Raw genomic sequence first — 14,233 nt, forward strand, 5'->3', positions numbered from 1 at the left:
AGGCGGGGGCGCGGGCCGTCGGGCGGGGAGCGGCCGAGGGGCTGTTCACCGGCGGGGCGGTGCTGGTGGCTCACGCCAGCCTGACGGCGCGGCGGCTGGGTCTGACGCCGCCGGGGCGGTCGCCGCAGTTGATGGATGCGCTGGAGCTGTTCGCCTTTGTGCGGCCGGCGGAATTCTGCGCGCCGTCGCCCACGGGGCTGGCGCTGGCGCTCAGGCGCGAGGCGCCGAAGACCGCGCCGGAGCAGGCGGCGGCCCTGCGCGAGGCGGCGGAGAGCCTGCTGAAGGAAATGGCCGATCCGGCCTGGCCGGGGCGCGAGGCGGCGGTGGGCCTGGCCGAGACGCTGGAGCGGGCGGGCTGGGCCTGGGCGCCGCGGGTGCTGACGGCGCTGCGGTCGCAGCCGATCCGGGACCGGCAGTACCGGGGCTCGGGCCTCGACGTCTGGTCGCGCCTGACCGAATGGGAGGACGAGGCGCCGCGCGGGGAGGCGGGCTCGGCGCCGGTGGATTCGGAGTCCGCGCGCATCCGTCTGGCCAAGCTGCTGGAGGCGTCCGGGCTGGACGAGACCCGGCCGACCCAGTCGGACTATGCGGCCGAGGCGGCCTTCGCCTTTTCGCCCCGCAACGAGGAGGGGCGGCCCCGGGTGCTGCTGGCCGAGGCGGGGACGGGGACGGGCAAGACCCTGGGCTATCTGGCCGCCGCCAGCCTGTGGGCCGAGCGCAATCAGGGGGCGGCGTGGGTGTCCACCTACACCCGCGCCCTGCAGCGCCAGATCGACCGGGAGAGCCACGCCATCTGGCCCGATCCGGAGGTGCGGCGGGTCAAGGCGGTGGTGCGCAAGGGACGCGAGAATTACCTGTGCCTGCTGAACCTGCAGGAGATGGTGCAGGGGGCGCAGCTGGGCAACGGCGACCTGATCGGGGTCGCCCTGACCGCGCGCTGGGTGATGCACAGCCGCGACGGGGACATGACCGGCGGGGATTTCCCCGGCTGGCTGCCCGGGCTGTTCGCCGTGGCCCCGGCGCAGCAGGCGGGGGCGGCCAATCTGGTGGACCGGCGCGGCGAGTGCGTGCACGCCGCCTGTCCCCACTACCGCATGTGTTTCGTGGAGAAGACCATCCGCGCCAGCCGCCGGGCCGATCTGGTGGTGGCCAACCATGCGCTGGTGATGAGCCAGGCGGCCTTCGACGGGGCGCGGGCGGCGCGGGGGATCAAGGGCGACAGCGAGACCGCCGCCCTGAAGCGGGTGGTGTTCGACGAGGGGCACCATCTGTTCGACGCGGCGGACAGCGCCTTTTCCGCCTGTCTGTCGGGCCAGGAGGCGGCGGAGCTGCGGCGCTGGATCCGGGGGCCGGAAGGGCGCGGGCGGCGCGGGCGCGGGCTGGAGCAGCGGCTGGGCGATCTGGTGGCGGACTCGGAGTCTGCGCGGCAGGCGCTGACGGACGCCGTCAGGGCGGCGGCGCAACTGCCGGGGGAAGGCGCCTCGGGCCGGATCGCGCCGCCGTCCGGCGAGGTGAACCCCATCGGCCCCATCGAGAGCTTCCTGGCCGCGGCGCTGGTGCAGCTGCGGGCGCGCACGTCGGAGACGGCGACATACGGCGGCGGCGAGTTCGGCATGGAGTGCGCGGTGCGCCCGTCCGCCGAGCCGGTGGTGGAGGCGGCGCGCGGGGCGGCGCGGGCGCTGGCGGCGGTGGAGGCGCCCCTGCTGGCGCTGGCCCGGCACCTTGAGGACATTCTGGACGACGAGGCGGCCGAGCTGGACGGCGGGGCGCGGGCGCGCATCGAGGGGGCGCTGCGGGGCCTGGAGCGGCGCGCGCGCATGACCCTGCCCGGCTGGCGCGCCATGCTGGCGGCGCTGGAGGACGGGGACGCGGCGCCGGACCCGGACTTCGTGGACTGGCTGTCGGCGGAGGTCGCCTTCGGCCGCATCCATGACGTGGCCCTGCGGCGGCACTGGATCGATCCCACCATTCCGCTGGAGGCGGCGGTGATCGCCCCGGCGCACGGGGTGCTGGTGACCTCGGCCACCCTGTCGGACCCCATGGCCGACGATCCGTTCGACATGGCGCGGATGCGCACCGGCTCGTCCCGGCTGGTGGAGCGGCCCCGGACCCTGAAGGTGGAGAGCCCGTTCGACTATGCCGCCAACAGCCGGGTGATTGTCGTGAACGATGTGGCCCGGGACGATCCGCGCCAGATCGCGGCGGCCATGCGCGAGCTGTTCCTGGCGGCGGGCGGCGGGGGGCTGGGCCTGTTCACCGCCATCCGGCGGCTGAAGGCGGTCTATGAGCGGCTGGGGCCGGATCTGGCGCGGGCGGGGATCCCGCTCTACGCCCAGCACATGGACCCGCTGGAGGTGGGCGGGCTGGTGGACGTGTTCCGGGCCGAGGAGGACTCGTGCCTGCTGGGGACGGATGCTGTCAGGGACGGGGTCGACGTGCCGGGGCGGTCGCTGCGCATCCTAGTGTTCGACCGGGCCCCGTGGCCGCGGCCGGACCTGCTGCACAAGGCGCGGCGCGAGACCTTCGGCGGGCGCGGCTATGACGACGCCATCGCCCGGGGCCGGGTCAGTCAGGCGTTCGGCCGCCTGATCCGCCGGGCCGACGACAAGGGGGTGTTCGTGATGCTGGACGCCGCCAGCCCCACTCGGCTGTTCGCGGGCCTGCCGCCGGGGGCCGAGGTGCAGAGAATGGGACTGGTGGAAGCCATCGAGACGGTTGGCGCGTTCCTCAAGCCGAGCTAACGGAGACCCCATGACCCAAGCCCGCGCGCGCTATGCGCCCCTGATCATTCCGTTCGCCCTGGTCCTGATCGTTCTGGTCGCCTGGACCGCGTGGTGGTTCTGGCTGTCGCAGCAGGTGCGCGACCGGCTGGATCTGGCCGCCGAGGGGCTGCGCACCCAGGGCTGGGCGGTGGTCTATTCCGAGCCGACCCTGAGCGGCTGGCCGTTCCGCACGCGGCTGGAGAGCGAGCATGTGCGGCTGACCGCGCCCTCGGGCCACGAGATCGCCGCGCCCGGCCTGACCGCCGAGGCCAACGCCTATCGGCCCGACCGCTGGGTGGTGGTGGCGGACGAGGGGCTGGTGCTGACGCGGGGCGACAAGGGCAAGGTGGCGGTGGCCGCGCCGGTGATCCGCGCCTCGGCTAGCGGCCTGACCCAGCCGTTCCCCAATCTGGCGCTGGAGGTGCTGGAGCCGGTGTTCACGGCCCACCCGGGGGCCGAGCCCTTCCCGCTGGCGCGGGCCGAGCGCATCGAGCTGTACCTGCGGCCGGGCCAGGCGCGCGAGGCTGAAGGCGTGACGGGGGGCGAGGCGGTGCAGACGGCCCTGCCGGCGTCGCGGCGCAATGTGGACGTGCTGTTCCGCCTGATCGACGCCACCGGGCGCGACGGCGGGCCCGTGGACTTCATGAGCCGGGGCGGGCTGTTCAGCCTGCAGGCCGAGACGGTGGTGGAGAATTTCCAGGGCCTGAACGGGCCGGACGCCTCCAGCCTGCTGGCGGCGTGGACCGCCTCGGGCGGGCGGTTCCTGGACGTGCGCGGCGAGATGCAGGCGGGCGACAGCGCCGCGCGGCTGACGGCGGACGAACTGCGCGCCGACGCGGACGGGCGGCTGGTGGGGACGCTGCGCCTGTCCGCTGACCGGGCGGCCACGGCCCTGACGGGGCTGTCCCGCTCCGACACGGTGAACCGCACGGCCACCGTCGGCGCGGCGGCGGCGGCCGGGGCCAGCGAGGTGCTGACCGGCGACGTGGAGCTGGAGGTGGAGTTCCGCGACGGTCGGGCCTGGATGGGGCCGTTCAACCTGGCGCCCGCGCCCGAGCTGTTCTGATGACCGACCCCGCCGAGCTGGACCGGGCGCTGATCACGGCGCTGGCCGCGCGCGTGGGCGGCGGACGGGCCCGATCGCGGGACGAGTCGGTGATCGCCCTGCGCGCCGTGCTGGCCGGGGCCGGGGGCGTGTCGCCGGCGCTGGTGCGGACCCTGTGGAGCCGCATCGAGGCGACGAACGCCGGGCCGGTCAGCGTCTGGGGGCCGCTGGCGGCTCTGCTGGCGGCGGACCGGTTCGGCCACGGGGTGCGCTCGGCCCATGACGCGGAGACCGCGCTGAAGGCCGCGCGCGAGGGCGGCCGGGCGGTGCTGGATCTGGGACGGACGACGCCCTGGTGGGCGCGGCTGCTGGCCCAGCCGGATCTGAGGGTGACGGCGGCCCTGCCCGACGACGCCTCGGGCCGTCCGCTGGCGCTGGTGGTGTCGGGCGAAGAGATCGGGCCCACGGGCGACGACCGCACCTTCTGGGTGGTGGAGGCGCCGGGCGATGAGGCGAAGATCACGGACCTTCTGGCCCAGCGGGGTCTGGCGGGAACACCGCTGGAGACCGCGGGCGGCTTGAAGCTGTTCATGCTGGCGGGCTATGTGCAGCCCGACGACGGGCGCCTGATCGCCCCCACCGGACGGCTGAGCGGCGTGATCGGCGCCGCCCCGGTGTTCTGAAGATACGACAGGGATGACGCTGATGACCGACACCGACAAGGGCGCCGCGCCGACTGGACCCGCCCCCAAGAGCGGGATTCTGGACATCGCCCCCTATGTGGGCGGCAAGTCCAAGGTGGACGGGGTGGCCGAGCCCATGAAGCTGTCCTCCAACGAAAACGCCCTGGGGGCCGGATCGCTGGCCCGTGAGGCCTATGAGGCGGCCATCAAGAACCTGGCGCTTTATCCCGACGGCCGGGCCGCGAAGCTGCGTGAGGCGGTGGCGAACCACCACGGGCTGGAGCCCGAGCGCCTGATCTTCGGCAACGGCTCGGACGAGGTGTTCGCCCTTCTGAACCAGACCTATCTGACGCCGGGCGACAACATCGTCACCGGCCAGTACGGCTTCCTGGCCTACCGCATCTCGGCCCTGGCCAACCAGGCCGAGGTGAAGTCGGCGCCCGAGCCCAAACTCAAGGCCGAGGTGGACGCCCTGCTGGCGCAGGTCGATGAGCGCACGCGCATCGTCTATGTGTCGAACCCGTCGAACCCCACCGGATCGTGGAACGCGGCCGAGGAGATCGAGCGCCTGCACGCGGAACTGCCGTCGTCGGTGCTGCTGGTGGTGGACGAGGCCTATGCGGAATTCGTGACCGAGCCCGACTGGGCCACCGCCTTTCCGCTGGCCAAGGACAGCGCCAACATCGTGGTGACGCGCACCTTCTCGAAGATTCACGGTCTGGCGGGCCTGCGGGTCGGCTTCGGCTATGCGCCGCTGCATGTGGCCGAGGCGGTGGACCGCATCCGCCTGCCGTTCAACGTCTCGGTGCCCGGCATCGAGGCGGCGGTGGCGGCCCTGTCGGACGAGGCGCACGTGAAGGCGTCGCGCGAGCTGGTCCAGACCTGGCGGCCGCGCCTGACCCAGGCCATCAAGGGCTTCGGCTTCGATGTGCCGCCCAGCGCCGGCAATTTCGTGCTGGTGCGGTTCAAGGACGCGGACCGGGCCAAGGCGGCCAGCGACTATCTGAACACCAAGGGCATCATCGTTCGGCCCGTCGGCGGCTATGGTTTGCACGACTCCCTGCGCATCACCGTGGGGACCGAGGACCAGAACCGGGCCGTCATGGACGCCCTGAGCGAGTTCGCGGCCAGCTGATCGGGCGGGCGGCTTATTGATCGCGACGAGCGGGTTTCCTATCTGAACGGAGACGCCGGGCGTCCTCGCCGATCACGGGGGGACGCGGACCGGCGAGACAGTCGCTTGTTGCGAGGACTGGAATGACGACGCGAACCCTGTTGTTCGACAGCCCCTTTCTGCTGGGCTTCGACCAGACCCGGGCCCTGATCGACCGGGCCGCCAAGGCGGCGGCGGAAGGCTATCCGCCCTACAATGTCGAGGATCGCGGCCCGGACGGCGTGCGAATCAGCCTGGCGGTGGCCGGGTTCACCCCGGACGACCTGACCGTGACCCTGGAAGGCCGCCAGCTGACCATCGCCGGAAAGCGCGAGGACGCCGGCAAGACCGACAACGCCTATCTGCACCGGGGCATCGCGGCGCGCGGGTTCGTGCGCAGCTACGTCCTGGCCGACGGGCTCGAGGTCACCGGCGCGGCGCTGGAGCACGGCCTTCTGCACGTGGACCTGAAGCGCCCCGAGCGGGCCGAAACCATCAAGCGGATCCCGATCACCTCGGGCTGACCCGCTTTCTTTTCGTCTGGCGGCCGCCGCGCGTCGAACCGCGCGCCCGTCCAGGCGTTTCCTCTCTGAAGGAGATACTCCCATGACCCCGGTCATGACCAAAGACGACTTCACCGCCCTGGGCGCGCCGGACCTGGTCTATGTGCGCGAAATCAAGGCCGCCGACGTGCTGGCCGACGCGCGCGTGGACGACATCCGGGGCCTGGACCTGGAGCCCGACCAGACCCTGTACGCCGTGCATGGCGCGGACGGCGAGCGGCTGGCGGTCATGATCGACCGCGAAACGGCCTTCGCGGCCGCCGTGGCCCACGAGCTGGCGCCGGTTTCAGTCCACTAGGCCATGTCCTCATAAATGGCGCAGGGCGGCCTGCCGGACAGCAGGCGCCCCGAAGCGTCGCAATGGGTGGAAAGCGGACACTGTTGGTCCTACAGGCCGTAAGCTCGCATGAAGTCGAAATAGCTACGGAAGCCGTCCGTGTAGTTTGACCGAGGTTGGCATACGGCATCAGCCTGCGATGCGCGCTTGGCGTCCTCAACCCTCGAGAACGGTGCATCAGGTTCATGGGGACCGGTGGGGTCAGCAACGCCGCTATAGCTCCATGAGCGACGCAACTGAAAGGTTCGGTCGGCGCACCTGAATGCGAGGATTTCAAGAGTATAAGCCGGGGTGGTCCACCGGGTAGCCGCCGTCCCGTTGCGATGAACCGTGTATGCAGACGTCACGATGAAATCCTCACCTTCAGGAACGAAGGCGAACCCGACATTGATCGCGCTGGCTTCATGCGCGTCGACGTGGGTGACGACCCAGAAGTCATTTCGGGACTGCGTGATGAGCACGCTGACGGCGATGACGGCCTCGATCATGCCGGCATGAGAACACGTGTCGACGTTCAGGCCAACTCGAACGTCCGCAACGGGTCGACAGAAGACTTGGGCCTGCGGGCGATAAGCGGACGCGGCTTCTAGCGCTGACCTGCGTCCACTTCGGACGCGCCCATGTGCCGAACGAACGCCTCCCGCACGCTGGGGCGGAAAGTTCTGGCCTCTGAGCCATCCGGGTCCCAGCCTTCCGCCTTGAACAGGGCATCGGCGAACTCGTCATTGGTCAGGACTCCAGACTCCGGGAGGAACTGGTCAACGTGCAGCGATTGGCCATCGACAACGGAGCCGCAGAACCCGAGGCGGACGCAGACATCTTCCAGCAGCTTGTCGTAGGCGGCGCGCATCGGTCGACCGTAGCGGAGCCGGGGAGGTCCGCAACGGGTCGTGAGCACACTTTGATGTGCTGCTTATGAGCCGACCCGTGGCTTCGGCGATTCTATGAGCACACGCCCTAGGTCGTGTACCTGTAAGTCGCGCTAAAATAGTTCAGTGATTTCAATATTCTGTCACCCTCGGGCTTGTCCCGAGGGCCAATGGTGAAAACAGTCTCGACAGGTCGCCGGGTCGCCCCGGACAGTCAAAGCGCCTCAAAATCGCGCTTGAGGCCACAATGGGTCCTCGGGACAAGCCCGAGGATGACGGATTTACAGGGACAGACCGTGGACCGAAAACGGTTCGGTTGGCGTCCGCCCAACCGGGCTCAGATTTCGGTCCAGCATGATGCGAAAGCCTGATTCACGGCCTCGTCGGAAATCGCGCAGCGATTCCATCTCAAGCGATCAGGCTTAAGTCTATCAGGCCGCCTGAACGGGCGTTTCGCGCACGAACAGGGCGTTGATGGCGTCCGTGGTGCGGGCCTGGCGCAGCTGTTCGCGCATTTCCGACGAGCGCAGGAGGCGCGACACCGCCGCCAGGGCGCGCAGGTGCTCGGCGCCGGATTCCGGCGGGGCGAACAGGCCGAACAGCAGGTCCACGGGCCGGTCATCCACCGAGTCGAACGCCACCGGGTGATCCAGGCGCACGAAGACGCCCACGACCCGGTCGAGGCCGGCCAGCCGCGCGTGGGGGGCGGCCACGCCGCCGCCCAGGCCGGTGGAGCCGAGGGCCTCGCGCTCCATCAACGCCTCGAGAACCCGGGCATGATCGATTCCCAGAATTGGGGCGGCCGCATCGGCGACCATGTTCAGGGCCTGCCGCTTGGACGACGCCCCGCTGCGCGTGACGATGCCGTCACGCGCGAGCATTTCACCGATGTCCATCATAACCCCGAAACACTGTTAACTCTTGCCGGAAGGCGGCGCCCCTTTAGACGCTTACGCCCTCATGGGGAAGCTATAACTCAGGAACCCTGACCGTTCCGTGAAGCCACGGTCCGTTCCGGATCGATCCAGCCGATGTTGCCGTCCGGCCGGCGGTAGACCACGGAAATGCCGCCGTGGCCCGCGTTGCGGAACAGAAGGACGGGATAGCCGGTGAGGTCCAGCTCCAGCACCGCGCGCCCCACGGTGAGGGTGCGGATTTCGGACTGGCTTTCGGCGATGACCATGGCGGCCGGGGCGTCACCGGGGGCGCCGGCCTCGCCGAACTCTTCATCCTCGACCGTGTCGGGGTCGCGGAAGACCGTCAGGGAGGCCACCTCGCGGGCGGCGTTCTCCTGCTGCTCGGGCGAAAGACCGCGCGGGCCGCCGTGGTGGTCCTTGAGGCGGCGCTTGTAGCGTCGGACCCGCTTTTCGAGCTTGCCGAGGGACTCGGAGAAGGCCGCATGGGCGTCGCCGCCGAGGCCATGGGTCACCAGCGTCTGGCCCGAAGCGAGCCTGACCCAGCAATCCACCTTGAACTGGTGTCCGTCGCGGGAGACGACGACCTCGGCGTTCTCGCCGCCGCGTTCGAAGTATTTTCCGATCCCGTCTTCAAGTTCCTGGGAGATGCGCGAGCCTAACGCGTCGCCGACATCCACATGCTTGCCACTGACTTGAATCTGCATGCCCCAAGAACGCGCCCGCAGGCGTTTGGTGTCAAGCGGAACAGGGGTTTTCGGTCTTTTCTCACGCGGGTGTGAAGCGGCGCCGTTTCAGGCGGATTTCAGCATCCGGCGGCGCTCCACCGAGGAGGGAATCCGCAGGGCCTCGCGGTACTTGGCCACGGTGCGGCGGGCGATGTCGACGCCCGCCTCCTTGAGGATGTCGACGATGCGGTCGTCGCTGAGCACGTCGCCGTCCCGGACCTCGTTGTCGATCATGGACTTGATCCGGTGGCGGATGGCTTCGGCCGAATGGGCCGCGCCGCCGTCGGTGGCGGCGATGGAGGCGGTGAAGAAGAATTTCAGCTCGAACACCCCGCGCGGGGTAGCCACGTATTTGTTGGAGGTGACGCGGCTGACGGTGGATTCGTGCATGCCGATGGCGTCGGCCACGGTCTTGAGGTTCAGGGGGCGCAGGAACTCGACACCGAAGGCCAGGAAGGCGTCCTGCTGGCGCACGATCTCGGACGACACCTTGAGGATGGTTTTCGCGCGCTGATCGAGGCTCTTCACCAGCCAGTTGGCCTGGGCCGCGCAGTCGGCCACGAAGGTCTTCTCCTCCTCGCCGCGCGCGCCGCCGGAGACGAGGCCGTGGTAGCGCTTGTCCACCAGCAGACGGGGCAGGGTGTCGCCGTTCAGCTCCACCCGCCAGCCGCCCGCCGGATCGGGGCGCACGAAGACGTCGGGCACCACCGTCTGGGCCGGTTCGCCGCCGAAGGCCGCGCCGGGGCGGGGCGTCAGGGCCTTGAGCTCGGTGATCATCTCGCGGAGGTCTTCGTCATCGACGCCGCAGGCGCGCTTCAGCGCCGCCATGTCGCGGCGGGCCAGAAGCTCCAGATTGTCCAGCAGGCAGGCCATGGCCGGATCGAAGCGGTTGCGCTCGACCAGCTGCAGCTGGAGGCATTCGGGGGCGGAGCGGGCCATGACGCCGGTGGGCTCGAAGCCGTGGCAGACGGCCAGCACGGCCTCCACCTTGTCCATGCCGCAACCGAGACGGTCAGCCACCTCGTTGAGGTCGCCGCGCAGGTAGCCGCCCTCGTCGGTCATGTCGATCAGGGCCTGGGCCACCGCGTGGTCGGCGGGGCTGAATCCGGCCACGGCGGCCTGATCCAGCAGATGCTCCCACAGGGTCTGTTCGCGCCGGTCGGGCCGGTCGTCGGAGCCTTCGCCCGCAGGCTGGCCACCGCCCTTGCCCGCGGACGACCATTCGGACAGGCCGGGCTGGCCCGCCTCGTCGGCGGCGCGGTCGCCGCTGCGCTCGCCCGGGGCGGCGTCGCCGTACAGATCATCGTCGCGGGCGTCCATGGCGCCTTCGGCGTCGCGGGCGGAGCCTTCGGTCAGGTCCCGTTCGGAGGTGTCGCGGTCGTCGGCGGCCTCGACCGGCGCGTCGGCGTCGCGGCGTTCCTCGACGTCGGTCTCGCCCTCGTCGCGCAGCAGAAGGGGATTGCGCTCCAGTTCGGCCTCGACGAAGGCGTCCAGCTCAAGGTTGGACAGTTGCAGAAGCTTGATGGCCTGCTGCAGCTGGGGCGTGATGACCAGCCCCTGGCCCTGTCTGATCTCCAGCCTTTGCCCGATCACGGCGTCGCCCCTGTCGCGTATTGCCCGTCATGGGCCGCGTGGCCCGAAACTTGCTGACGACCATGCCCCCCGAGGGTTAACGGGGCTCTAAGGCCGGCGCCGTTGAACGATCCGTCGGCGCGTGCGCTAAGTGCAGCGGACCTGAACGGAGCGCCCATGAAGACCTGGATCCCCGCCGCCGCCCTGGCGTTCCTGTGCATCAGCTGCATGCCCGCCGAGCCGGCCCCGGCGACGGAGCTGGCGGAGTCCGGGCCGTCTGCGGCGGCTTCGCAGATCCCCGGCGACCAGACGGGGTGTGAGGCGGCGGGCGGCGACTGGCGGCGCGAAGGCCGGCTGGGCGCCTACCGGTGCGTGATCGCCTATGCCGACGCGGGGCAGCCGTGCACCGACGCGGCGCAGTGCCAGGGCGAGTGCCGTCTGGCCGACGACAAGCGCCCGCCGGAAGGCGAGGCGGTCACCGGCGTGTGCCAGGCCAATTCCTCGCCCTTCGGCTGCTTCACCCGCGTGGAGAACGGCCGGGCCGCAGCGACCCTGTGCGTCGACTGACGGGCTGATCAGCGCCCGGCGTCGATGGCCGCCACGGCGTCCTCGCAGCGACCGCAGAGGCCGCTGGATTCGCTGAAGTCCGGCATGCGGCGCCAGCAGCGGCGGCATTTGGGAGCGTCGGCGACCTTGACCGTCACCGCCGTCTCGCCCGCCGACAGCTCGGCGCCGGAGGTGCGGAAGACCTCGGCCGGGTCCAGACCGTCGAAGGCGCTGATGGCGTCTGCGGGGGCCGTGACCGAGGGCCAGGCGTCCAGGGCGCCGCCGATCAGCTTGTCGCGGCGGGCGGCCTCGAGGGCGTCATTGACCTCTTCCAGCACGGTATCGACCTTGGCCCACCGCGCCGCCTCGGCCGTGTTCTCCCATTCGGCGGGCGTCGCCGGGATGACGCGGGCGCAGTTGGAGCCCGCCTCGGGGAAGCGGGTGGTCCAGGCCTCCTCCATGGTGAAGGGGGTCAGGGGGGCGAGCCAGGCGGTGAGGCGGGTGAAGACCTCGTCCATGACGGTGCGCACGGCCCGGCGCTTGAGGCTGTCCGGGCGGTCGCAGTAGAGGCTGTCCTTGCGGATGTCGAAATAGAGGGCCGACAGGTCGCCGGAGCAGAACTCCAGCACCGGGCGCACCACGTCCTGGAAGTCATAGCGGGCGTAGGCGGCGCGCACCTCGCCGTCCAGCTCCCAGAGGCGGTGCAGGATGTAGCGCTCCAGCGGCGGGAACTGGTCCAGATCGGTCAGGCGCTCGGCCTCGTCGAAGCCGTTCAGGGCGCCCAGCAGGTAGCGGACGGTGTTCCGCAGCTTGCGATAGGCGTCCACCGTGGTCTGCAGGATCTGCTTTCCGATCCGCTGGTCCTCGGCGTAGTCCACCACCGACACCCACAGGCGCAGGATGTCGGCGCCGGACTCGTTGATGACGGTCAGGGGATTGACGGTGTTGCCCTTGGACTTGGACATCTTCTCCCCGTTCTCATCCAGGGTGAAGCCGTGGGTGAGAACCGCCTCATAGGGGGCGCGGCCGCGGGTGCCGCAGGCCTCCAGCAGGGACGACTGGAACCAGCCGCGGTGCTGGTCCGAGCCTTCCAGATAGAGGTCGGCGGGCCATTTTGAATCGGCGCGGCCCTCGATGGTGAAGGCATGGGTGCAGCCGGAATCGAACCAGACGTCGAGGATGTCCTCGACCTTCTCGTAGCGGTCCGGGTCATGGCCGGCGCCGAGGAAGTCGCTGTCGGGGCGGGTGAACCAGGCGTCGGCGCCCTCGGCCTGGACGGCCTCGACAATGCGGGCGTCCACGGCGTCGTCGTGCAGGGGCTGGCCGGTCTGCCGGTCCACGAACATGGCCAGGGGCGTGCCCCAGGCGCGCTGGCGGCTGATCAGCCAGTCGGGGCGCGTCTCGACCATGGAGCGGATGCGGTTGCGCCCGCCCGCCGGGTGGAAGGTGGTGGCGTCGATGGCGGCCAGGGCCTTGTCCCGCAGGCCGTGCTCGCCGTCCAGACGGACGAACCACTGGGGCGTGTTGCGGAAGATGACCGGGGCCTTGGAGCGCCAGCTGTGCGGGTAGGAATGGTCCATGCGCCCGCGGGCCAGCAGGGTCCCGGCCTCGATCAGCTTTTCCATCACCGCGGGGTTGGCCGGGCCGAACTTGCCGGTCTTCTTGCCCTCGGTCTCCAGCACCTTGAGACCGCCGAACAGGGGCACGTGCTCATAGTAGGCGCCGTCGGGATCGACGGTGTCGGGGATCTCGTGATGGCCGTGGGCGCGCCAGACCTCGTAGTCGTCCGCGCCGTGGCCGGGGGCGGTGTGCACGAAGCCGGTGCCCGCCTCGTCGGTCACATGGTCGCCGGCCAGCAGCGGCACCGAATAGCCGAAGCCGGGGTGCAGGGCCGCCAACGGGTGGGCGCATTCCAGACCGGACGGATTGACCGCGTCGACGCGGGTCCAGCCGGCGATTTTCGCCGCCTTGAAGACTTCTTCGGCCAGCTTGTCGGCCAGGATCAGGCGGTCGCCGGGTTTGGCCCAGGGCTCGAACTCCAGCCCTTCCTCCAGCGCGGTGACCTCGTACAGGCCGTAGTCGATCTCGGGGCCGTAGCTGATGGCGCGGTTGGCCGGGATGGTCCACGGGGTGGTGGTCCAGATGACGATGGCGGGCGTGGCGTGGCGGAAGGCCAGCAGGTCGTCGGGATGGTCGTCCGTGGCGCCGGTGACCGGGAATTTTACCCAGATCGTGGGGCTGTTGTGCTCGTGGTACTCGATCTCGGCGTCGGCCAGGGCGGTGCGCTCCACCGGCGACCACATGACGGGCTTGGAGCCGCGATAGAGCTGGCCGCTGTTCTTGAACTTGTGGAATTCCTTCACGATGGCCGCCTCGGTGGCGAAGTCCATGGTGGCGTAGCGGCCGTCCCAGTTTCCGACGATGCCGAGGCGCTTGAACTGTTCGCGCTGCACGTCGATCCAGCCGGCGGCGTAGTCGCGGCAGGCCTGACGGAACTCCGCCTTGGAGACCTCATCCTTGCGGCGGCCCTTGGCCCGGAACTGCTCCTCGATCTTCCACTCGATGGGCAGGCCGTGGCAGTCCCAGCCGGGAACGTAGTCCACGTCGTTGCCCAGCAGGAACTGGGAGCGGACCACGAAGTCCTTCAGGGTCTTGTTCAGCGCATGGCCGATGTGGATGTCGCCGTTGGCGTAGGGCGGGCCGTCGTGCAGCACGAACAGGGGCGCGCCCTCGGCCTGACGCTGCTTGCGCAGGTCGGCGTAGAGGTCGCCCCAGGCGGCCAGGATCTCCGGCTCCTTTTTCGGCAGACCGCCGCGCATGGGGAACGGGGTGTCGGGCAGGAAGACGGTGTCGCGATAGTCGCGGCCATCGGGAGTCTGGGGGGCGTCGGCCATGGGTGTCTCAGGCTGGTATGCTTGTCGGTTGCGGGTGATTTCTGGACCCCGGCGTGCGCGGGGCCAAGCCCTGAAGCGCTACGCCGGGCGGCGAATGGAAATCAGGATGATGCGCGCACGAACCGTCATGGCGGCCGGTCTAGCAGAGGCCGTCAGCTATGGACAGT

At 70.2% G+C, this 14,233-nt stretch carries 13 protein-coding genes; 7 read left to right on the top strand and 6 right to left on the bottom strand.

Annotated elements, in window-relative coordinates:
• The 6 genes from IWC96_RS14800 to IWC96_RS14825 all read left to right on the top strand — a co-directional run.
• A partial coding sequence (locus tag IWC96_RS14800) for an ATP-dependent DNA helicase (RefSeq protein WP_370541148.1) occupies window positions 1-2,741 on the top strand: 2,741 nt, incomplete at its 5' end.
• A gap of 10 nt (window positions 2,742-2,751) precedes the next feature.
• Window positions 2,752-3,828, top strand: coding sequence for a DUF2125 domain-containing protein (locus IWC96_RS14805; protein WP_021695914.1), 1,077 nt, complete (start codon window positions 2,752-2,754; stop codon window positions 3,826-3,828).
• Complete coding sequence (locus IWC96_RS14810) at window positions 3,828-4,490, top strand: chorismate mutase (RefSeq protein WP_021695913.1); 663 nt, start codon at window positions 3,828-3,830, stop codon at window positions 4,488-4,490. Before IWC96_RS14805 ends, IWC96_RS14810 begins: the two co-directional genes overlap by 1 nt.
• Before the next feature lie 22 nt (window positions 4,491-4,512).
• Entirely contained in the window at window positions 4,513-5,625 is a 1,113-nt protein-coding gene (gene hisC, locus IWC96_RS14815; protein WP_045318599.1) for a histidinol-phosphate transaminase, read from the top strand.
• Between the two features lie 122 nt (window positions 5,626-5,747).
• Entirely contained in the window at window positions 5,748-6,167 is a 420-nt protein-coding gene (locus tag IWC96_RS14820) for an Hsp20 family protein (protein WP_021695911.1), read from the top strand.
• An 82-nt stretch (window positions 6,168-6,249) separates the two neighbouring features.
• A complete protein-coding gene (locus tag IWC96_RS14825) occupies window positions 6,250-6,504 on the top strand; it encodes a DUF1150 family protein (RefSeq protein WP_021695910.1) in 255 nt (84 codons plus the stop codon).
• 89 nt (window positions 6,505-6,593) lie between these two features.
• Here the strand turns inward: IWC96_RS14825 and IWC96_RS14830 are convergent, their stop codons facing one another.
• The 5 genes from IWC96_RS14830 to rpoN form a co-directional block, all read right to left on the bottom strand.
• Entirely contained in the window at window positions 6,594-7,031 is a 438-nt protein-coding gene (locus tag IWC96_RS14830; RefSeq protein ID WP_045318584.1) for a hypothetical protein, read from the bottom strand.
• A gap of 98 nt (window positions 7,032-7,129) precedes the next feature.
• Window positions 7,130-7,393 (bottom strand): hypothetical protein, encoded by a 264-nt coding sequence (locus IWC96_RS14835; protein ID WP_021695908.1) that lies wholly within the window; start codon window positions 7,391-7,393, stop codon window positions 7,130-7,132.
• Between the two features lie 450 nt (window positions 7,394-7,843).
• Window positions 7,844-8,308 carry a PTS sugar transporter subunit IIA gene (locus IWC96_RS14840; RefSeq protein WP_045318598.1) on the bottom strand — a complete coding sequence of 155 codons (465 nt, stop codon included), beginning with the start codon at window positions 8,306-8,308 and terminating at the stop codon, window positions 7,844-7,846.
• Between the two features lie 80 nt (window positions 8,309-8,388).
• Window positions 8,389-9,033 (bottom strand): ribosome hibernation-promoting factor, HPF/YfiA family, encoded by a 645-nt coding sequence (gene hpf, locus IWC96_RS14845; protein ID WP_021695906.1) that lies wholly within the window; start codon window positions 9,031-9,033, stop codon window positions 8,389-8,391.
• Between the two features lie 87 nt (window positions 9,034-9,120).
• The gene (gene rpoN / locus IWC96_RS14850) at window positions 9,121-10,647 is read right to left on the bottom strand and encodes an RNA polymerase factor sigma-54 (RefSeq protein WP_196839212.1); all 1,527 of its coding nucleotides are present in this window, start codon (window positions 10,645-10,647) and stop codon (window positions 9,121-9,123) included.
• A 156-nt stretch (window positions 10,648-10,803) separates the two neighbouring features.
• Between rpoN and IWC96_RS14855 the strand changes: the two genes are divergently transcribed.
• Window positions 10,804-11,193: a hypothetical protein gene (locus tag IWC96_RS14855; RefSeq protein ID WP_196839213.1), complete on the top strand. Its 390-nt coding sequence runs from the start codon at window positions 10,804-10,806 to the stop codon at window positions 11,191-11,193.
• An 8-nt stretch (window positions 11,194-11,201) separates the two neighbouring features.
• On the opposite strand, the gene ileS is transcribed toward IWC96_RS14855, so the two are convergent.
• A complete protein-coding gene (gene ileS, locus IWC96_RS14860; RefSeq protein WP_196839214.1) occupies window positions 11,202-14,066 on the bottom strand; it encodes an isoleucine--tRNA ligase in 2,865 nt (954 codons plus the stop codon).
• Between the last annotated feature and the right edge of the window lie 167 nt (window positions 14,067-14,233).

Source organism: Brevundimonas sp. BAL450 (assembly GCF_015767455.1).
GTDB classification, from domain to species: Bacteria; Pseudomonadota; Alphaproteobacteria; order Caulobacterales; family Caulobacteraceae; genus Brevundimonas; species Brevundimonas abyssalis.

What these genes read in the sequence shown, in the direction of transcription:
- IWC96_RS14840 (WP_045318598.1), bottom strand. Translation starts at nt 8,308, where the DNA reads ATGGACATCGGTGAAATGCTCGCGCGTGACGGCATCGTCACGCGCAGC.
- IWC96_RS14835 (WP_021695908.1), bottom strand. Translation starts at nt 7,393, where the DNA reads ATGCGCGCCGCCTACGACAAGCTGCTGGAAGATGTCTGCGTCCGCCTC.
- IWC96_RS14855 (WP_196839213.1), top strand. Translation starts at nt 10,804, where the DNA reads ATGAAGACCTGGATCCCCGCCGCCGCCCTGGCGTTCCTGTGCATCAGC.
- IWC96_RS14830 (WP_045318584.1), bottom strand. Translation starts at nt 7,031, where the DNA reads ATGATCGAGGCCGTCATCGCCGTCAGCGTGCTCATCACGCAGTCCCGA.
- hisC (WP_045318599.1), top strand. Translation starts at nt 4,513, where the DNA reads ATGACCGACACCGACAAGGGCGCCGCGCCGACTGGACCCGCCCCCAAG.
- hpf (WP_021695906.1), bottom strand. Translation starts at nt 9,033, where the DNA reads ATGCAGATTCAAGTCAGTGGCAAGCATGTGGATGTCGGCGACGCGTTA.
- ileS (WP_196839214.1), bottom strand. Translation starts at nt 14,066, where the DNA reads ATGGCCGACGCCCCCCAGACTCCCGATGGCCGCGACTATCGCGACACC.
- IWC96_RS14820 (WP_021695911.1), top strand. Translation starts at nt 5,748, where the DNA reads ATGACGACGCGAACCCTGTTGTTCGACAGCCCCTTTCTGCTGGGCTTC.
- IWC96_RS14825 (WP_021695910.1), top strand. Translation starts at nt 6,250, where the DNA reads ATGACCCCGGTCATGACCAAAGACGACTTCACCGCCCTGGGCGCGCCG.
- IWC96_RS14805 (WP_021695914.1), top strand. Translation starts at nt 2,752, where the DNA reads ATGACCCAAGCCCGCGCGCGCTATGCGCCCCTGATCATTCCGTTCGCC.
- IWC96_RS14810 (WP_021695913.1), top strand. Translation starts at nt 3,828, where the DNA reads ATGACCGACCCCGCCGAGCTGGACCGGGCGCTGATCACGGCGCTGGCC.